The following is an 18343-nucleotide window of genomic DNA, read 5'->3' as shown; positions in this document are numbered from 1 at the left end:
GTTCATGCCGGGTAGGCGTGGGTCTCGCCGGCCTTGACCGAGGCCCAGATCTGCTGGCCCGGGGTCAGGTCGAGGTCGGCCAGGGCGGCGGGGGTGATGTCGGCGAAGGCGGTGATCGGCCCGGCGAGGTGGACGCGTACGTTGTCGCCGTGCCGTTCGATGCCCTCGATGCGCGCCTCCCACAGGTTGCGCGGGCTCCCGTCCGGACGCGTCCGGTAGAGGGCGACGGCGGCGGGCGGGAAGGCGACGAACGCGGGCCCGTCGAGCCGTTCGGAGGTGTGCAGCAGCAGCTCGCCGACCTTGACCCGCGCCCCGTCGGCCAGACCCCGGTACAGGTTGAGCCCGACCAGGCGGGCCACGTAGTCGGTACGCGGGTGCCGGGCCACCACGGCCGGGGTGCCCTGCTGGACGACGGCGCCGTTCTCGATGACGATCAGCCGGTCGGCCAGCACCATCGCGTCCAGGGGGTCATGGGTGACCAGGACGGTCGCGCCGTCGAAGTCGGCCAGGTGACGGCGCAGATGCGAGCGGATCTCCAGCCGGGTGTGGGCGTCGAGGGCGGCCAGCGGCTCGTCCAGCAGGAGCAGGCTGGGCCGTACGGCCAGCGCCCGGGCCAGCGCGACCCGCTGAGCCTGCCCGCCGGACAGCTGGCGCGGCTTGGCGGCGGCCCGGTCGGCCAGGCCGACCCGTTCCAGCAGGACGGCGGCCGTGCGGCGGGCCTCGGCCTTGGGGACGCCCTGGCAGCGCGGCCCGAAGGCGACGTTGTCGAGCGCCGTCAGGTGCGGGAAGAGCAGGTAGTCCTGGAAGACCATGCCGATCGGACGCTGCTCGGCGGCCAGCGGGTGCAGATCGCGGCCGTCCAGGACGATCTCGCCGCCGGACAGCGCGACGAGCCCGGCCAGGGCGCGCAGCGCGGTCGTCTTGCCCGCCCCGTTGGGGCCGAGCAGGGCCACCACCTCGCCCGCGGCCACCTCGAACGCGAGGTCGAGGGTGAAGGCGGGCCGGGAGACCACCAGATGGGCCTGCAGCGTCATGGGCTGCTCACCCACCGGTCGCGCAGGCTGGCCAGGATGATCACGGAGACGGCCAGCAGGACGAGGCTGAGCACGATCGCCGCCTCCGGCTCCGTCTCCAGCGCCAGGTAGACGGCCAGCGGCATCGTACGGGTGGTGCCCGGGAAGTTGCCCGCGAACGTGATCGTCGCGCCGAACTCCCCCAGCGCCCGGGCCCAGCACAACACCGCCCCGGCCACGACACCCGGCGCGATCAGCGGCAGCGTCACCCGCCGGAACACGGTCCAGCGCGAAGCGCCGAGCGTGGCCGCCGCCTCCTCGAAGCGCCGGTCGGCGCCGCGCAGCGCGCCTTCCACGCTGATCACCAGGAACGGCATCGCCACGAACGCCTCCGCGACGACCACCCCCACCGTGGTGAACGGCAGCGTGATCCCCAGCGACGACTCCAGCCACTGCCCGACCAGCCCGCGCCGCCCCAGCACCAGCAGCAGCGCCACACCGCCCACCACCGGCGGCAGCACCAGCGGAACGGTCACCAGCGCCCGCACCACCCGCCGCCCCGGGAAGTCCACCCTGGCCAGCAGCCACGCCAGCGGCACCCCGAGCACCAGGCACAGAGCCGTCGCGATGGTCGCGCACACCAGCGACAGCCGCAACGCCTCCAGCACCTGCGGCTCGGCCAGCCGCTCCAGCAGCGTGGACCACGGCGCGCGGATCAGCAACCCGGCCAGCGGCAGCACCAGGAAGGCCAGGCCCACCAGCGCGGGCACGACCAGCATCCACGGCAGCCGCCCGGAGGCCCGACGGCCCGGGCGACCGGCGGACCCGCCTTTCAGGTCCGCCCGGCCGGCGCGCTCGGGATCGGTCATGCGGATTGGCTGCTGCTCACGCGCTCGTGACCGGGGATCTCGACGACGACGTTGGTGGACTTGATCACGGCGACCGCCACCACCCCGGCCTCCAGGCCGAGCTCGTCGGCGGCCTGGCGGCTCATCAGCGACACCACCCGGAACGGCCCGGCGGCGATCTCCACCTGCGCCATCACCGCGTCCCGGATCACCTCGGTCACGATCCCCCGAAAGCGGTTACGTGCCGAGGAACGGCTGCCGCTCTCGATCTCCTCGACCTGAGCCCGGGCGAAGGCGGCCAGGTCGGCGCCGTTCACCTGGCGATGACCGTGCTCGTCCCGCTCGGCCGCCAGCCGCCCCGCGTCCACCCACCGGCGGACGGTGTCGGCGCTGACCCCGAGCAGCGCTGCGGCCTCGCTGATCCGAAACGTCGTCATAGGCCCTCACCATACCTTTCGCACATTCGAGCCCAAGTACGGTTCTGCCATGGCATCCACCGCGCCGAGACGATCATCGGCGGCCTCGCCGGCCAGGCCACCCGCCCCGCCGTCATCTCGGCCGATCCACGAGTCATCCAGCGCTCATCCGCGTGAGGTGTCCTACCTTGGCCTCGCCCCGGAGCCGAGGTCAGGAGCTCGTGAGGATGACCAGTTGCTGGGTCGCTCGGGTCATCGCGACATAGCGGTCGACCGCTCCTTCGATGCCCTCGCCGAACGCCTCCGGGTCGACGAGAACGACCAGGTCGAACTCGAGCCCCTTCGACAGCTCCGGAGTCAGCGACCGCACGCGGGACGTCCCCTGGAACGTGGGATGGCCGATCACGCAGGCGATCCCGTCGGCATGCGCGGCGAGCCAGGTGTCGAGGATCGAGCTCAGCTCCGAAACAGCCCCGTGTACGACGGGAACGTCGGTGCTGCGGATGGAGGTCGGCACGTTGGCGTCCGGGAGCGCGGCCCGGATGACCGGCTCGGCCGCCGCCATGATCGCTTCCGGCGTACGGTAGTTGATGCTCAGGGACGCCAGGTTGACGCGGTCGAGCCCGACCCGCTCCAGCCGTTCCTGCCACGACTCCGTGAACCCGTGCCTGGCCTGGGCCCGGTCCCCGACGATGGTGAAGCTCCTGGACGGGCACCGGAGCAGCAGCATCTGCCACTCCGCGTCGGTCAGCTCCTGAGCCTCGTCCACGACGATGTGCGCGAACGGGCCGGCGAGCTGGTCCGGTTCGATACCGGGTGATGCGTTCTCGTCGACCAGGGCGTCCCGCAGGTCCTGTCCGCGCAGCATCGTCACCGCGCCTTCACCGTCGTCATCGGCCTCGAGCAGGTTGTCGACGACCCCGGCCATGCGCTCGCGTTCGGCGGCGACGGAGGCCTCCTGCCGCCGCTTGCGCCGCGCCGCCTCCGGGTCGCCGAGCCGCTGCCGCGCCGCGTCCAGGAGCGGCAGGTCGGACACCGTCCAGGCCTGGGCGTCCGCGCGCTGCAGCCCCCGAACCTCGTCTGGGCTGAGCCAGGGGGCGCACATCCGCAGGTAGGCGGGTACCGACCACAGGTCTCCGACGAGGTCGGCCGCTTCGATCAGCGGCCACGCGCGGTTGAAGGTCGTGAGCAGCTCCCTGTTCCGCAGCAGCGACTTGCGGAGCAGGTCAGGTGAGATGTCCTCGTTGTCGTGCTTGTCCGCCAGGATCGTGAGCAGTTCCTCCCAGACCTGGTCGCGCGCCTCGTTGTGCGGGGTGCCGGGCTCCGCGGCCTCGAACGCCTCGGCCCAGTCCTCGGGGCTCAGCCAGATGTCGGACCAGTGGGTCGTGACCGTCATCCCCTTGGTGGGCGCGTTCTCGTAGAACCTGACGGCCGGCTCGATCGCCTTGACCAGGTTCGCGGACGACTTCAGGCGGGCCACGTCTGGGTCGGTCTCGATCGCCGCCGTGGCTCCCTCGGCGACAAGGTCCCGCAGGGTGCAGGTCTGTACGCCCTCCTCGCCGAGGCTGGGGAGGACGTCGGCGACGTAGGCCAGGTACGGCTGGTGCGGGCCGACGAACAGCACGCCACCACGGCGGTGACCGAGGCGGGGGTCGGAGTAGAGGAGATACGCGGAGCGGTGCAGGGCGACGACGGTCTTGCCCGTACCCGGACCGCCGTCGACGACGAGAGCGCCGCTGGATCCCGCGCGGATGATGGCGTCCTGGTCGGCCTGGATGGTGCCGAGCACGTCTCGCATCCGTGGCGACCGGCTGCTGCCCAGGCTGGCGATGAAGGCGGACTGGTCGTCGAGCGCGGCGTGGTGCCCTTCGAACCCGTCCGAGGTGAACACCTCGTCCCAGTAGTCGCTGATCCGGCCGCGGGTCCAGCGGTACCTGCGGCGGCTCGCCAGACCCATCGGGTTCCCGTGGGTGGCTCCGAAGAACGGCTCGGCCGCTGGGGAACGCCAGTCGAGCAGCAGCCGGCGGCCCTCGCTGTCCGTGAGGCCGAGTCGTCCGATGTACACGGGCTCGGGGTCGTCCGCGCTGACCATGTGTCCGAGGCACAGGTCCAGACCGAAGCGACGCAGTGCGCGCAGGCGGGCGGAGAGCCGGTGGATCTCCAGGTCCCGGTCCAGGGCCGCCCGCCCCTTTCCGCCGGGCGCCTTGCGCTCGGCGTCGAGGCGGTCGGACAGCTCGGAGATCGACTGCTCAAGGCTCTCCGCGATGGCCGCGAAGTGCCGCTCATCGCCGGCGATCAGCGCCGGGTCGGCCTTGGGGGCAAGATGCTCGGGCAGGTCGAACACGCCGGTGGTCAGGGGATTCAAGTCATCAGCTCCGATGTGAGGTCGCTTGCGAAGGTCGGCGTCTGGACCGGCGTGACAAACCCGGTCGCCGGGGTTCACGCGGATGCGGACCGCCTTTCCGGGCTGACCACGTCAAGCAGCAGCTTCGCGGCCGCCGCCGCCCCGTCGGTGCGGATCGTGCCGGCCACGGCAGTCGCTCGTACCCGGGTCTCGGGGGCCAGAGCCGTCCTGAGCGCGGCCGACAGGGACTCGGCGGTCGGAGCCGGACCGTCGTGTGCCGCGCCGATGCCCAGCTCGGCCACCCGACCCGCCCAGTACGGCTGATCCGTCGCCTGGGGCACCACCACCTGAGGCGCGCCGGCCCGCGCGGCCGTCGTCGTCGTGCCCGCGCCGCCGTGGTGCACGACCGCGGCCACCCGGGAAAACAGCGCCTGCTGGTTGACCTCGCCGACGACGAAGCAGTCGTCCCGGTCGTCGATCAGGGCCAGGTCGGCCCAGCCGCGCCTGACGAGCGCGCGGCGGCCCTGCGCCCGGACCGCCTCGATGGCCACCCGGGCGACGTCCTTGGAAGCGTGCATGGGCATGCTGCCGAAGCCCACGTACACCGGCGGCTCGCCGGCCTCCAGGAACGCCACCAGCTCGGCCGGGAGCGGGCGAGTATCCGGCAGGATCCACGCGCCGGTCTGTACGACGTCGAGCTCCGGCATCCCCTGCCACGGGTCCAGGGCCGGGTCCGTCGCCAGCCACGGCTGGTCGCCGATGACGTAGTCGCGAACGTCGTCCACCGGTGGCAGGCCGTTCGACGCCCGGCTGGTGTTGAGCGCCGCGCCGAACAGCGCGTTGATGCTCTGGGCGTCCAGGTCCCACAGCACCCGGTTGTCGGTCACCTCCGGCGGGAACGGCCGGCCCTGATAGGCCAGCGGCGGGCGGTGCGGCGACGGCAGGGTGAGCTGCTGGAAGGTCACGGACACGGAAGGGATGCCCAGCTTCTCGGCCACCGACCGCGCACCGGCGGCAGCAGGCATCATGCCGGTCGCCACCAGCACGTCGCACCCCTCGGCCGCCGCAGTGACCGCGTCGAACTGGCCGGCGATCAATTCGGCCGCGCGCTCAGGCAGGGATGATGGCGGCGGCGCCGCGGTCGTCAGCGCACGCGCCGACTGACCGACCGGCACCAGCTTCACCCCGACCCCGGCCAACAGCTGCGCGAACTCCTCGTCCGGCGGCGCGCACACCCGCACCTCCGCGCCGAGCTCCCGCAATCGCACCGCGAGTGCCGCCATCGGTTCGACGTCCCCGCGCGACCCGTACGTCGACAACACCACACGCACTTCGCGTCCCCCATTTCCGCAGGTTCTGGCCTCGGCGGACGATTCTGCGGCATGACCCGGGTCTTGTGGCAAGCCCCCCGGTGCGCTATACGTTGAGAGTGGAAAGGCGCGGGTCTCCCCTTTCCCCCGTCGGCCGCGACGCCACATACGGACAGCTCAGCCACCGAACACAAGGTAACCCCCCATCCGCCGCAGGGCCTCCCGGGGGACACCTCCCGCACGACGGTGATCATGGCAGGACGAGCCGACAATTGGCCGCCCGAATGCGTGTCAACGCGGGTTGAGGGCCGGTGTGGGGCCGGGCGACCGGTGCTGGTGCCGCACCAGGTAGGCGTAGTGGCCGTCGTGGGTCATGAGTTGGTGATGGGTGCCCGCCTCGATGATCTGGCCGCGGTGCAGCACGACGATCAGGTCCGCGTCCTGGATCGTGGACAGCCGGTGGGCGATGATGACCTGGGTCTGGCCGAGCCTGAGCAGGTTGCGGCGGATGCGTTCCTCGGTGACCGCGTCCAGCGCCGCGGTGGGCTCGTCCAGCAGCAGGATGCGGGGGCGGTGGACCAGGGCACGGGCCAGCGCCAGGCGCTGGCGCTGGCCGCCGGACAGGCGCGTACCGCCCTCTCCGACGTTGGTGTCGTAGCCCTGCGGGAGGCGCACGATCTCGTCGTGGAGTTCGGCCAGGCGGGCGGCGTGCTCGACCGCCTGGTGGTTGACGGGGGTGAAGCCCGCGATGTTGGCGGCGATGGTGCCGGAGAACAGGTGTGGCTGCTGGGTGACCACGCCCACCTGCCGGCGCAGCCACTGCCGGTCGAGTTCTTGCAGCGGGATGTCGTCGAAGCGAACCTGCCCGGCGGTCGGCTCGGTCAGGCCGATGAGGGTACGGCCGAGGGTGGTCTTGCCGGATCCCGACGCGCCGACGATGGCGACCCGCGCGCCGGCCGGGATGCGCAGAGAGAGGTCGCGGAGCACCGGCGTACGGGCGTCGTAGCCGACGCTGATCTTGGTGACGGTGACGCTGCCGCGCAGCCCGCCGTCCGGACGGACGCCGCCGATGCGCTCCTGCGGCGTACCCATCAGGTCGGCGATGCGGCCGAGGTGTGCGGCGGCCAGTTGCAGCTGGTAGACGATGCCCAGGAGCGACGCGAGCGGCGTGGTCGCGGCGACGGCGAGGGACACCAGGGCGAGCCGGTCGCCCAGCGTCCCGGAGGTCGAGGCGAACACGGTCACCAGCAGGCTCAGGTGGAGCGCGATCTGCAGGGTGCTGGTGACGGTCTGGACTGCGGCCACGTGCCGGTCCCGGGCCGCCCCGGTGGTCAGCTCCTCCTCGTGGTGGCCGCGCCAGCGGTCCGCCGCGGCCGCCTCTCCGCCGGAGGCCTTGATCGCCTCGATGCCGGCCAGGCTGTCGACCATGGTGGCCTGGGTGGCGGCGGTGGTGTGCAGGGCGGCGAAGGCCAGGTGCATGCCGCGGCGGGCGGTGGCCAGGACCACACCGGCCTGCAGCGCCGCCGCCGCGAGCGTCACCAGCCCGAGCCCGGGCGCGGCGAGGACGAGCAGGGTCAGGTACGTCACCGCGGTGGCCAGGTCGAACAGGAAGGCCAGCGACTGTTCGGTGAGCAGATCGCGCAGCATGGCCACCCCGCTGAGCCGGCTCAGCAGGTCGCCGCTGGAGCGGCGCTGGAAGAAGCGGTACGGCAGCGCCAGCGTGTGGCCGACGAGTGCGCGCATCCCCTCGGCCGCCACCGAGGTCTGCAGCCGGATCAGCATCCGGGCGCGGGTCCAGGACGTCAGCCCGTACACCAGCACGACGCACAGCGCGGCGGCCGCCAGCGTCGTCGCGTCCATCGCCACCGGCCGGTCCACCACGAGTTTGGTGAACAGCGGCACGGCCAGCCCGAGCAGCTGCGCCGTCAGCGAGGTCAGCAGCACCGCGACGATCAGCCCCCGGTTGGCCAGCGCGGGTGCCAGCAGCGGGCGCAGCACGCGCCAGGGCCGGGGCCGGGCGGCGGGGGTGAGCCCGGCGGGGGCGTCGGCCAGCAGGACCTTGCCGGAGTATCCGGCCTGGAACTGCTGCTGCGACAGTCTCCGCCGGCCCCGCGCCGGATCGATCACGGAGGCGCCGCGTGGGCCGATGTGCTCGACGACGACGAAGTGGTTGTTCTCCCACACGGCGATGAACGGCGCGGGCAGCGCACGAAGGGTGTCGATCGGGGCGCGACAGGCCCGTAACCGCAGCCCGAAGCGGGCCCCGGCCTGGATCATCTCGCGCAGGCTCACCCCGTCCACGCCTTCTGCCAGGTGCTCGCGTACTTCCGCCAGGCCCGTGCGGCGGCCCAGCGCGCTGAGCACCATGGCCAGGCAGGCGGCGCCGCAGTCACTGCGGGCCAGTTGCATCCGCAGCGGCACGCGGCGTCTCACCGCCGCACCTCCCCGATCCGGTACGCCATTTCCCTCACCGTCACATCCGCCCGATCGCGCTCAGAGCCAGAACCACTGGATCTCCGCGGTACGCCGCCGCTCGTCCAGCCACGCCTGGAAGGCCGCGTCCCGCGCTGCTTCCAGCACTTCCGGCGCGCCGGGGTCGGGCGGGACGACCTCGTGGACCGCCCCGGCCAGATGGCCGCCTTCGTAGGGGACCGGCCCGATCGCCGTTCGCTCGGCCGCCGTCCGCAGGGGCTCGGGCAGCCGGGGGGTGAGCGTGGTGGCGGCGTGCAGCTGCAGTCTGTGCCCGGGGCGTTCGAGGGCGGCCAGGGAACGGGCCGCGAAGTCCTGCACCGGACCCTCCGACAGGGCGCGCAGCTCGTCGGCGTGGGGACCGGTCACCCACACCGCGCGCCGCATCGTGAAGTCCTCCGGGTGCTCGGCCAGGTGGCGGCGGGCGGGTTCGCCGGCGAAGCGATCGCGGATGCGGGCGATGATCGCCTGGGTACGGGCGTGGGTCCGGAACATCTCCGGCGACATGCCCGCCTCGGCCAGCCACTCCAGCGTCCGCGCCTTGCCGGTGAGCCCACGGCGGCGACGGAACTCGTCGGCGGCCGCCTGGATCTCGGCCTCGGCCGGCGACTGCAGGGCGCCCTCCAGCTCGTTGAGCAGGATGCGGTGGTCCACCAGCCGCTCGTGGAGCTGCTGGTCGCGCACGCCCAGGGCGCGGATGGTGGACAGCGCCACCGCGATGGACAGCCCGACGCCGTCCACGCTGAGGACGTTGGCCGCCGCCCAGTGGGTGGAGTGGTCCACCAGCCACGGGACGCCGTCTTCCGCCTCGGCCGACAGCGCGACGGTGCCGCCCTCGGGGTGGTCGAGGAGCAGGTCGTAACCGACCCGGGTCGTCCCCGGCGGCTCGTCGACGACCAGTTGGGCGCGCAGGTGCGGCCGCGCGGCGGCCCAGTCACGCGCGCGCCGCCGCGCCTCGCCCACCTGGTCCTGCGCGGTCGGCAACCCCTGCAGGAGCGCGACCGCCCCGGCGAGGTCGTCGGCGAAGGAGGTACGGACGGCGGTGCGCTGGTCAGTGGGCATCGGCGGAGTCCTTCGAATCGGGGCCGGTGGTGGTGGCGGTGGTGAGCCAGTCGGCGATGGCGTCGCTGATGGGCATGCCGGTACGCAGCTCGACGAAGGCCCATTGGCCGTTGACGTTGAGCTCCAGGAAGACGTACCGGCCGTCCGGGGTCACGATGAAGTCCAGCGCGCCGAAGCTCAGGCCCAGCCCGGCCACCAGCCGGACACAACGGTCGGCGATGTCCTGCGGCAGGTCGTAGGCCGCGTAGCCCACCTTGGTGTCGTCGTAGTGCCGCCAGTCCACGGTGGTGAGCCGCGAGGTCTGGGAGTCGATGCGGGCGGCGAACACCTGCTCGCCCACCACGGTCACCCGCAGCTCGTACGCCTTGGGCAGGTTCGGCTGCAGTATCGCCGGACCGTGCCGGAGCCGGTGCCGCCCGGTCAGCCGCCGCCTGGGCACCGTCGCGGTGAACAGGTGACGAGCCTCCCCGTCCAGCGTGAACGGGTGGAATCCGAGCGTCTTGGTGATCATCCGCCCGCCGGCCTGGTTCCACAGCGGCACCAGGACCTCGGGATCGTTGGTCACCACCGTGTCGGCCACGGTCAACCCGAGCTCGGCGGCCCGGTACAGATGCAGGAGCTTGTTGTCGACGGCCGCGGTGTACTGCGGCGGCGCGGGCATCCACCGGGCCCCGACCATGAGGTCGTACGCGCCGGTGACAGCGATCTTGGCCGTGTGCTCGGCGAAGGCACGCTGCGACGGCTCCGGAACCTCGAGCGCGGACGGCCGGTCGGGGCGCCGGTCCCACACCGCGCTCACCTTCGACAGGTCGTACGTCTCGCCCCGATAGGTCAGCACCTGGCGCCAGCGGCCGTCGATACAGCTGGTGGTGAGGGTGGAGGCTCCGGGGTAGTCGGCCTCGTCCCACCACAGCAGCGGCACGCCGCGCTCGCGCAGCTTGGGCAGCACGACGTGTATCGAGTCGTCGCGGTGGCTGCTGATGATCAATAACACAGTCGTTCGGTCCTTTGCTGTCGCAACAGCGGGGAGCCGCATGACGGGCTCCCCGCTGCTCACCGGGCCGCGGTCAGCGCGGTCGGATCACGTCTTCCAGCAGTCGCCCTTCTGGCTGGCGGTGCAGAGATAGGTGCTCCAGTCCGGTTCCATGCCCGCGATCACCTCCAGCTCCTCGCCGTCGAGCTCGGAGACACCGGCGGGAAGGTCCTCGATGTTCAGCATGCTGTTCACCCCCCTTCTGGTTTTGCAGGGCCGTGATCTACGACCCTGCGAGTGATCGTGGCGATCACGACTTGTGATCCACTGCAAAGGCGGCTGAAGCTGACTGCGAACGCAGGTCAGCACGACTGACATCCCGCGTCCTCGCGCTCTTAGGCTGCTCGCCATGGACAACGGCGGAACGTCTCTTCGAGCGGCGGACATCACTGCGGCGCTGGACACGGTGCTCACCGCCATGCGAGCCGCGGGTGCCGACATCGCTTACCGCCTGGGGGGCACGAGCGCGGCTCTCCTCCAGGGGGTTCAGCTTCCTGTCGGGGACATCGACCTCCTGGTGGCGCGGCGGGAGGAGGTGGATGAGTTCGGTGCCGCGCTCGCCTCGTTCCCCTGCCTTCACGCCGCCTCGTGGATTCCGGCGTCCGCGCAATACTTCGCCAGGTACGGGGTGCACGGGGTCAAGGTGGAGATGAGCACCGTCGAGAGGCAGACCGACTCCGACGCGATGGAATGCGTCGGTCGCGGCCCATGGCTGCACTGCGTGTGGATCGCATGTGGCTCGCACCAGGTTCCTGCGGTTCGTCTGGAACTACGGCTGGCGACGGAACTCGTACGGGACAGGGCCGACCGTTACGAACCCCTCCTCGACCACATGAGCGCGCAGGGGTGCGACTTCGACCTGTTGCATCGGGCCATGAGCGGCCAGGGTCTGTCGGCGAAACGGCAGCGCCTGGTCTGGGATCGCCTCGCCCCGTCACGATGACCCGCACTCGGACCGGTGCATCATCGGTCCATGACGGATGAGGCCGGCTACCTGCTCGACAACGCGCGGGCCGAGGCCGGGGTGCGTTTCGCGGCACTGTCGGCGATCTTCGATCCTCCGACGTTCCGGCGGATCGACAGCCTCGGCATCGAGCCCGGGTGGCGGTGCTGGGAGGTCGGCGCCGGGGGGCCGTCCGTCCCGCGAGGGCTGGCCGAACGCGTCGGTCCCACGGGCCGCGTCCTGGCGACCGACATCGACGTCTCCTGGATCCGTGATGCGGCCGGCCCGGTGCTGGAGGTACGCCGGCATGACGTCGCCCGTTCCGACCCTCCCGATGAGGCGTTCGACCTCGTGCACGCGCGCCTGGTGCTGGTGCACGTCGCCGACCGCGAACGTGCCCTGCGGTCGATGGTCGCGGCGCTGAAGCCCGGCGGCCGGCTCCTTCTCGAGGACGCCGACCCCGCGCTGCAACCGCTGAGCTCCCCGTACGAGCAGGGGGAGCGTGAGCGGCTGGCCAACCGGATCCGTGCCGGGTTCCGCGCGATGCTGGCCGGGCGCGGCGCCGACCTCGCGTACGGACGGCGGCTTCCCGGGCTGCTCCGCGCCGCCGGGCTGGTCGACGTGGCGGCCGAGGCGTACTTCCCGATCGCCTCCCCCGCCTGCGACCTGCTGGAGACGGCGACCATCGCGCACATCCGCGAGGGCCTGGTCGCCGGCGGCCACGCGACCGAGGAAGAGGTCGAGCGGCACCTGGCCAACGTGGCGGCCGGCGGCATGGACCTGGCGACCGCGCCGATGGTGTCGGCCTGGGGACGCGCCCCGGAGTGAACCGCGGTTCCGCCGTGAGCCCGCGTGGGTGGCGCCGTTCTGGACGGCAAATCGCCGCGTATCCGCAAATGTGAATTAATCGGAACTGGCGTCATGACATGTCTCACGACATGCAAAGAAACGCCAAAATATTTATGCGACGACGCCTTCTTTAAAGGTATCGAATTTGACGGGTTATTGGGGTTCATTGAGGTGAATGAGATAATCCTTGCGGGTATGTACGCTTCTGTCTGAATGCCTACCGAGATGTGGGCGTCGGATTTCGCGTCGATTTATCCATGAATGGAAACGAGAGCACGTGAATACTGAAATTCGGCATTTGCCGACGCCGCGCAGCGCCCGTATCGCCAAGCTGGCTCTGGCCGCTGCGGCCACCGGTCTCATGTTCGTTCCGCTCGGCCAGGCAGTGGCGAGCGCGAGCGTGGGCTACGTCCCGACGCAGCCGGCCGCGAACTGCGCGAGCGAGTGGGGCGTGTGCGACGTCCTCTGGTGGGGCCGCGAGGACAAGTCCGACCACGACGAGAAGTTCGAGCACGGCAAGAAGTTCGACCACGACAAGTTCGAGCACAACGAGTTCGAACATGAGAAGAAGTTCGAGCACGACGAGAACGAGCACGACAAGAAGTTCGAGCACGACGAGAACGAGCACGACAAGAAGTTCGACCGCGACCGGTTCGAGCACGACAAGAAGTTCGACCGCGAGAAGATGGACCGCGACAAGAAGTTCGACCGCGACAAGAAGTCCGATCGCTTCAAGTTCGACCACGTCAAGATCGACCACGTCAAGTTCGACCATGACAAGAAGTTCGAGCAGGAGAAGAAGTTCGACCGCGACAAGTTCGAGCACGACAAGAAGTTCAAGCACGACGAGGCCGAGCGCGAGAAGAAGTTCGAGCACGACGAGTCCGAGCACGACAAGAAGTTCGAGCACGACGAGAACGAGCACGACAAGAAGTTCGAGCACGACAGAAAGTTCGAGCACGACAAGAAGTTCGACCACGACGAGGACGAGCACGACAAGAAGTTTGACCACCACCACGACTGGTAAGTCGTAACGCACGTACAAACCAAGGTGCGCAGGCCCGCCCGGGGATGAGCTCGGTGACGACGTCCTCCGTCGAGACCGAGGGCATCCCCTGGCACTGTGATCGGCGATTGAGTCGGAATCGCTCTCGGCCGCCCGAGAACGCGGGTGACAAAATGCCGTGGCAAATTATTTGCCACGGCATTTTCGCTTGGCGTCATCCGAGCCGGCGGAGTTCGGAGTAGCATCCATGTACCGGCCTCGCAGGACAAAACCGACGCACGCCATCAGTGAAGGTCACCGCGGCCACGGTCATCCAGGCGTTCATGCCCGCACGATCGCCTTCGGGATATCCCAGGCCGGCGACGATCGACTGCCAGAGGCACAGCCCGGCAGAACCATGCCGCCCGCATGCCCGACGCCCTCCGCCACGAACCCACCCACCTGCCCGAACCGGCAGCGGCGCGATTCCCTGCAGGGAATCGCGGTGGCGCGGGGGAATCAGCACACTGCTGTGCATGAGCAACGCACTCGACATCAAGCAATGGGCCGACCGCTACGTCGCCCAGTGGAACGAACCCGATCCGGCCGCGCGGGCCGCGCTCATCCGCGAAATGTGGGCGCTCGACGGGGTCCAGGTGCTGGTCGACCCGCCGCAGGAGATCCGTGAGGCCGCCGCGGAGCTGGCGTTTCCGGTGCCGCCGCTGGAAGTCCGGGGTCACGACGCCTTGAACGCCAGGGTGACCCGTGCGTACGAGATGTTCGTCGCGTCGGGCGAGCACCTTTTTGAGTGCGCCGAAGAGGCGTCCCTCCTGATGTCCAACGTGCTCGGCATCCGGTGGTCGATGGTGTCGGCCCACACGGGACAGGCCGTCGGCGGCGGCCTGGACATCCTCGCCCTGGACAGCGATGGGCGGATCCGTACCGACCACCAGTTCATCGGAGTGAGTTGATGCGCTTCACCAGGATCACCCGCACGGAGGACGGCGGATCAGCGTTCGAGGACGGCGAGATCGCGCTGGAACACCGGCAGGTGGCCGACGGGGTACCGGCCATGGCCGTCGGTGGGCTGCCGTCGAGAGACGGCGTGCAGTTCCTGCGCAGTGCCGCGTTCGACAGCACCGCGCACCCGGCGCCACGTGAGCAGTGGGTGGTGATGCTGCGCGGGGTGATCGAGGTGACGGTCAGCGACGGCGGCCGGCGTCGCTTCGGTCCCGGCGACCTCGTACTCGCCGCCGACACCACAGGAATGGGGCACGTCACGACCGGCGTCGGCGACCCGCCGTTCGAGGCGCTGTTCATCCCCGTCTGACCGCCGACGCGAATCCGGCGCGAGCAGCCGTGGAGCGCTTGGCGCCCGGCTTGCGGCAGCTCGCGCGGCGCCTCCGCGGGCTCGACCCGCTCCTCCCCGTAGAGGTCGCGCAGGCTCCGACCGATCAGGTGGGGATGGCCGGCTGCCGTTCCTCGTGCCTGCCCAGCACCGCGAGGGTCAGGGTCACGGCGACCGACCCGAACGCCAGCACCGTCATCGCCGCGGCCGGGGAGGTCAGTTGGGCCACCACACCCGCGAGGGCCGCGCTGACGCCCTGCATGGTGGACATGCCGACGGAGTGCAGGCCGAGGGCTTGGCCCGCGAGGTCGTCCGGGGTGAGGGACATCAGGCGTTCCTGCAGGACCAGGCTCGCGCCGAAGCCGACGGAGGCGACGACGGCGGCCACGGCCGACAGCGCCACTCCCGGCTGCAGGACGAAGAACAGGTACGGCGTCGCCAGCAGCAGGCGCAGCGGGACCGCGAGCCGGGGGCGCGACGCGGGCGGCACCAGGCGGCCCACCGCCACGTCCCCCAGGAACATGCCCAGCGCCCCGCACGCGAACAGCGTGCCGGCGGCTCCGGGGGCGTACGAGATGTAGAGCGACTCGCAGCCGACCACCAGTCCGTTGGGGATCCACAGGCCCAGGTACGTCAGGCGGCGGGGGCGCGAGGACCACAGGAGGGCGTTGGTGCGCCAGGTCGCCGAGACGGACGGGCGCCCGGAGGAGCGCGGCGGGCGGGCCGTGAGGCCCAGGCGGGTGGCGAGGGCCGACATCACGTACAGCGCCGCCGCCAGGAGCAGGCATGTCCTCGGGGTCAGCAGCGTCAGCAGCGCGGCGCCCGTCGCGAACCCGGCCACCTGCATCAGGCCCCAGAGCATGTTGAACACCGAACGGCCCAGGACATAGCCGTCTTTCGACAGGATTTCGGTCAACAGTCCTGAGCGCGCTCCCCCGCCCAGGGACGCGATCAGGCCCTGCGCCAGCACGACCGCGAAGACCGCCGCGACCGGCAGACCGGGCAGCGCCAGCACCGCCGTACCGGCCGCGAAGGCGAGGGCGAGGCCGGAAAGGATCGCGCGCGGGGGCAGGCGGTCGGCGCCCGAGAGCAAAAACATGGCCCCCGCCAACTTCGCCAGCTGCGGGCCGAACATGCTCACCGCCGACAGCAGCGGGGAGCCGGTGGCCTGGAAGACCAGCGTGCCGAGGGCCAGGGCGCCGATCGTCTGAGCCGCGGCGAAAGCGGCGTAAGAGAGCAGGAACGGGGTGAACTCCGGGGTGCGGAACAGGGTTCGATAGCTGCGCATACGTCGGAGTCTCGGAGCGGCCCGGGGGTCGTGTTTACTGTTTCGCCGACGCGCGAAAGGTTGTACGCATGGGCCTGTGGCAGATCGACACCGACGTCCTCGCCCGCAGCCGGTTCGTGCTCTCGCCGTTCGCCGAGACCTTCGCGAGCCTGAAGCTGCTGCACGCGGGGACCGGTGCCCATCCGGGCGAGGAGGCCTGGCTGCGCGCGCACCTGCCCGGCTACCGCGCGCGCCTCGCGGCCGACCCGGTGGCCGCGCTGGTCGTACGGGCGGCGCTCGGCAGGTCCTGGATCGCCGACTTCTTCTGCCCCACCTCGTGCGAGGGGGAGAGTTTCGAGGCGACCGTGGCCCGGGTGCGGGCGACCGGGGCCGAGGAGGCGCGGGCCAATCTCCGCGTGTCCCTCCGGGGCCCGCTCCCCGCCGCCCTGGAGCGGGACGACCTGCCCGAGCGGGCGACCGCGCTCCTGACGTACGTCTGGGAGGAGACCGTACGGCCGTACTGGGAGCGTCGGCGGCGCGTCCTGGAGGCAGACATGGTCGCGCGGACCGCGCGGGTGAGCCAGGGCGGCTGGGCGGCCGTGCTGGACTCGCTGAAGCCGGGGACGCGGTGGCTCGGGGAGAGCCGGTTCCAGGTCAACCTGAACGCGTATCAGCCGCGGGAGATCGCCGCCGGGGCCGACCTGCTGTTCATGCCGGTGACGCCGAGGACCGGGTGGGTGTCGTGGGAGGGACGGGAGCGGTACGCCGTCGTCTATTCGTGTCTCGGGGTGCTCGCCGAGGACCACGACCGGCGACCCGTCCCGGCCGGGCTCGGGGCGCTGATCGGGACCGCGCGGGCCGGATTGCTGGTGCTGCTGGGGACTCCCATGAGCACGACCCAGCTGGTCGCCGTGACCGGTCAGGGGCTGGGGTCGGTGGGCCGGCATCTGCGGGTGCTGCTGGACGCGGGGCTGGTGGAGCGGCGGCGGGCCGGGCGGTCGGTGCTGTACGTGCGGACGGCGGCCGGGGAGGTGCTCGTGGAGGCATCGGGGACCGGTCCCGTGCCGGGCCTCGAGTGAGCCCTACGTTCGCCAACCGTTGACGGTCAGGTCGGGGTCGGTGGCCGCGTTCAGCAGCCGCCGACCCCAACCGTAGGTCATCGGCAGCCAGTTGAAGTCGTGATCCGGTCCGACGATGTCGGCCAGCTCGATCAGCTTCATCATCTCCACCACCGCGGCGAGCGGCTTGGCCACGCGCCATGCGCTCCGCATCCGTTCCGGAGCGACGGTGTCGGCCCAGGCGGCGAAGAAGGCGTCGAGGTAGGCCGCGGCGTCCGGCTCGGACTCGTCGTGCAGCCATGAGGCCAGATCGAACAACGGGTTCGTGACGGTGGCGAAGCTCCAGTCGTGCAACAGGATCTCGTCGTCGCGCACGACCACATTGCCCGGGTGGAAATCGCGGTGGACGATCGCCGCCGGGATGGCCGCCTCGTCCAGGCGCTCGGCGCACTCGACCAGATACGGCGTCAGTGCCTGCAGCCGGTCGGCCTCCTCGTCGGTCAGCGCCCGGTCCAGGTTCTTCGCAAGCTTGGGCCCCCGCCAGATGTCGTCGCGGGCCAGGGTCGACCGTACGCCGTCGGCCAGCGAGGTCGGGGTGAGCGGGACACATCCCGCGGCGATCAGCTCGTCCCCGCGGTGAATGGTCTCCTTCTGCACCGTGACCAGCTGTGTCAGGCATGCGCGACGCTGCTCTGGGGAGACCGCCCAGCCGTCCACGCCGCCGAAGTCCTCCGCGAGCCACCAGCGGTCACCGGGTGACGTCGCGGTGATGGTGGCGAACGGCGCGATGCGCAATGACGCCAGGTATCGAGTGATGTCCGGTTCGCGAGCAAGCCTCGGCAGGACCGCCTTCAGGTACAGGTCACCCCGGTCAGTCGGCGTGCGCAGCACGGCGGACATGCTCCAGTGCTTGATCTGGCGGCTCGGACCGAGCCGAACGCGACCGGCGGCCTTGATCTCCCCGTCGATGTAGGACTCGGCTCGCTCGAACCAGCCGGGCCCGAACCAGTCGGAGGCGGGCGGCCGGGATCGCGCCGCCCGGCAGTCGAGTACCAGGCTCTGCCCGGTCACCGCATCCTGACCGTGCCACGCGAGCCCATCGGCGGAGACCGGCCGCGCCCTGCCCTCTGCCAGCAGCACCACCGTCGTAAAGTCCAACGGCTCCAGGACCACCGTGGTCAGCCCGAGTTCGCGACGAACGCGATCGGTCAGCTCGCTGTCCATCGGCGGCCACCTGCCGTCGAACCGCATCCGCGGCAGCGCCGGATCGCCGCCGGCCATGTCGCACAGCACGGCGCCGTCCTGGTCGACGATTGCCAGCACGGCTTCCGACGACATGATCAACCCTCCAAGGATCGACGGAGTTCACGGGACAGCGCGTCGGCGTCGTTCATAACT

17 protein-coding genes are annotated in these 18343 nt (G+C 70.9%); 6 read left to right on the top strand and 11 right to left on the bottom strand.

Annotation, left to right across the window (positions count from 1 at the left end):
• Window positions 1-2: 2 nt before the first annotated feature.
• The 9 genes from ABZX61_RS51570 to ABZX61_RS51530 form a co-directional block, all read right to left on the bottom strand.
• Window positions 3-1034, bottom strand: coding sequence for an ABC transporter ATP-binding protein (locus ABZX61_RS51570; RefSeq protein WP_355206876.1), 1032 nt, complete (start codon window positions 1032-1034; stop codon window positions 3-5).
• On the bottom strand, window positions 1031-1792 hold the full coding sequence (locus ABZX61_RS51565) for an ABC transporter permease (protein WP_355206988.1): 762 nt from the start codon (window positions 1790-1792) through the stop codon (window positions 1031-1033). The genes ABZX61_RS51570 and ABZX61_RS51565 overlap by 4 nt, the downstream gene beginning before the upstream one ends.
• 86 nt (window positions 1793-1878) lie before the next feature.
• A complete protein-coding gene (locus tag ABZX61_RS51560; protein WP_355206873.1) occupies window positions 1879-2298 on the bottom strand; it encodes a helix-turn-helix transcriptional regulator in 420 nt (139 codons plus the stop codon).
• Window positions 2299-2488: 190 nt separating this feature from the next.
• On the bottom strand, window positions 2489-4642 hold the full coding sequence (gene helR, locus ABZX61_RS51555; RefSeq protein ID WP_355206870.1) for an RNA polymerase recycling motor ATPase HelR: 2154 nt from the start codon (window positions 4640-4642) through the stop codon (window positions 2489-2491).
• A 74-nt stretch (window positions 4643-4716) separates the two neighbouring features.
• A complete protein-coding gene (locus ABZX61_RS51550) occupies window positions 4717-5952 on the bottom strand; it encodes a glycosyltransferase (protein WP_355206866.1) in 1236 nt (411 codons plus the stop codon).
• Window positions 5953-6222: 270 nt separating this feature from the next.
• Window positions 6223-8364 (bottom strand): peptidase domain-containing ABC transporter, encoded by a 2142-nt coding sequence (locus tag ABZX61_RS51545; RefSeq protein ID WP_355206863.1) that lies wholly within the window; start codon window positions 8362-8364, stop codon window positions 6223-6225.
• Window positions 8365-8424: 60 nt separating this feature from the next.
• Window positions 8425-9462, bottom strand: a complete 1038-nt coding sequence (locus tag ABZX61_RS51540) for a TIGR04500 family putative peptide maturation system protein (protein WP_355206860.1) — start codon at window positions 9460-9462, stop codon at window positions 8425-8427.
• Window positions 9452-10456 (bottom strand): MvdC/MvdD family ATP grasp protein, encoded by a 1005-nt coding sequence (locus ABZX61_RS51535; protein WP_355206858.1) that lies wholly within the window; start codon window positions 10454-10456, stop codon window positions 9452-9454. The genes ABZX61_RS51540 and ABZX61_RS51535 overlap by 11 nt, the downstream gene beginning before the upstream one ends.
• A gap of 87 nt (window positions 10457-10543) precedes the next feature.
• On the bottom strand, window positions 10544-10681 hold the full coding sequence (locus tag ABZX61_RS51530; RefSeq protein WP_350733660.1) for a hypothetical protein: 138 nt from the start codon (window positions 10679-10681) through the stop codon (window positions 10544-10546).
• A 163-nt stretch (window positions 10682-10844) separates the two neighbouring features.
• Between ABZX61_RS51530 and ABZX61_RS51525 the strand changes: the two genes are divergently transcribed.
• The 5 genes from ABZX61_RS51525 (at window position 10845) to ABZX61_RS51505 (ending at window position 14602) form a co-directional block, all read left to right on the top strand.
• Window positions 10845-11438: a hypothetical protein gene (locus tag ABZX61_RS51525; RefSeq protein WP_355206855.1), complete on the top strand. Its 594-nt coding sequence runs from the start codon at window positions 10845-10847 to the stop codon at window positions 11436-11438.
• A gap of 30 nt (window positions 11439-11468) precedes the next feature.
• Window positions 11469-12266: a methyltransferase domain-containing protein gene (locus ABZX61_RS51520; RefSeq protein WP_355206852.1), complete on the top strand. Its 798-nt coding sequence runs from the start codon at window positions 11469-11471 to the stop codon at window positions 12264-12266.
• Window positions 12267-12564: 298 nt separating this feature from the next.
• Window positions 12565-13314 (top strand): hypothetical protein, encoded by a 750-nt coding sequence (locus tag ABZX61_RS51515; RefSeq protein WP_355206850.1) that lies wholly within the window; start codon window positions 12565-12567, stop codon window positions 13312-13314.
• Between the two features lie 494 nt (window positions 13315-13808).
• Window positions 13809-14243, top strand: a complete 435-nt coding sequence (locus tag ABZX61_RS51510; RefSeq protein ID WP_355206848.1) for a hypothetical protein — start codon at window positions 13809-13811, stop codon at window positions 14241-14243.
• Window positions 14243-14602, top strand: a complete 360-nt coding sequence (locus ABZX61_RS51505) for a hypothetical protein (RefSeq protein ID WP_355206845.1) — start codon at window positions 14243-14245, stop codon at window positions 14600-14602. Before ABZX61_RS51510 ends, ABZX61_RS51505 begins: the two co-directional genes overlap by 1 nt.
• Window positions 14603-14726: 124 nt before the next feature.
• On the opposite strand, the gene ABZX61_RS51500 is transcribed toward ABZX61_RS51505, so the two are convergent.
• Window positions 14727-15908 carry an MFS transporter gene (locus ABZX61_RS51500; protein ID WP_355206842.1) on the bottom strand — a complete coding sequence of 394 codons (1182 nt, stop codon included), beginning with the start codon at window positions 15906-15908 and terminating at the stop codon, window positions 14727-14729.
• A gap of 68 nt (window positions 15909-15976) precedes the next feature.
• Here ABZX61_RS51500 and ABZX61_RS51495 point away from each other — a divergent pair, with 68 nt between their 5' ends.
• On the top strand, window positions 15977-16966 hold the full coding sequence (locus ABZX61_RS51495; RefSeq protein ID WP_355206839.1) for an ArsR family transcriptional regulator: 990 nt from the start codon (window positions 15977-15979) through the stop codon (window positions 16964-16966).
• A gap of 3 nt (window positions 16967-16969) precedes the next feature.
• On the opposite strand, the gene ABZX61_RS51490 is transcribed toward ABZX61_RS51495, so the two are convergent.
• Window positions 16970-18283, bottom strand: a complete 1314-nt coding sequence (locus tag ABZX61_RS51490) for an aminoglycoside phosphotransferase family protein (protein ID WP_355206836.1) — start codon at window positions 18281-18283, stop codon at window positions 16970-16972.
• Window positions 18284-18343: the final 60 nt, after the last annotated feature.

Origin of the sequence: Nonomuraea sp. NPDC003709, from assembly GCF_040610775.1 — a bacterium.
Taxonomy (GTDB): Bacteria; Actinomycetota; Actinomycetes; order Streptosporangiales; family Streptosporangiaceae; genus Nonomuraea; species Nonomuraea angiospora_A.
The sequence above is the reverse complement of the archived record's forward strand: the minus strand, read 5'-3'. Positions and strand labels throughout refer to the sequence as shown.

Bases quoted from the DNA above. Each gene is read 5' to 3' on its own strand.
- ABZX61_RS51570 (WP_355206876.1), bottom strand. From the start codon at position 1,034: ATGACGCTGCAGGCCCATCTGGTGGTCTCCCGGCCCGCCTTCACCCTC.
- ABZX61_RS51565 (WP_355206988.1), bottom strand. From the start codon at position 1,792: ATGCTGGTCGTGCCCGCGCTGGTGGGCCTGGCCTTCCTGGTGCTGCCG.
- ABZX61_RS51560 (WP_355206873.1), bottom strand. From the start codon at position 2,298: ATGACGACGTTTCGGATCAGCGAGGCCGCAGCGCTGCTCGGGGTCAGC.
- ABZX61_RS51540 (WP_355206860.1), bottom strand. From the start codon at position 9,462: ATGCCCACTGACCAGCGCACCGCCGTCCGTACCTCCTTCGCCGACGAC.
- ABZX61_RS51530 (WP_350733660.1), bottom strand. From the start codon at position 10,681: ATGCTGAACATCGAGGACCTTCCCGCCGGTGTCTCCGAGCTCGACGGC.
- ABZX61_RS51525 (WP_355206855.1), top strand. From the start codon at position 10,845: ATGGACAACGGCGGAACGTCTCTTCGAGCGGCGGACATCACTGCGGCG.
- ABZX61_RS51520 (WP_355206852.1), top strand. From the start codon at position 11,469: ATGACGGATGAGGCCGGCTACCTGCTCGACAACGCGCGGGCCGAGGCC.
- ABZX61_RS51510 (WP_355206848.1), top strand. From the start codon at position 13,809: ATGAGCAACGCACTCGACATCAAGCAATGGGCCGACCGCTACGTCGCC.
- ABZX61_RS51505 (WP_355206845.1), top strand. From the start codon at position 14,243: ATGCGCTTCACCAGGATCACCCGCACGGAGGACGGCGGATCAGCGTTC.
- ABZX61_RS51500 (WP_355206842.1), bottom strand. From the start codon at position 15,908: ATGCGCAGCTATCGAACCCTGTTCCGCACCCCGGAGTTCACCCCGTTC.
- ABZX61_RS51495 (WP_355206839.1), top strand. From the start codon at position 15,977: ATGGGCCTGTGGCAGATCGACACCGACGTCCTCGCCCGCAGCCGGTTC.
- ABZX61_RS51490 (WP_355206836.1), bottom strand. From the start codon at position 18,283: ATGTCGTCGGAAGCCGTGCTGGCAATCGTCGACCAGGACGGCGCCGTG.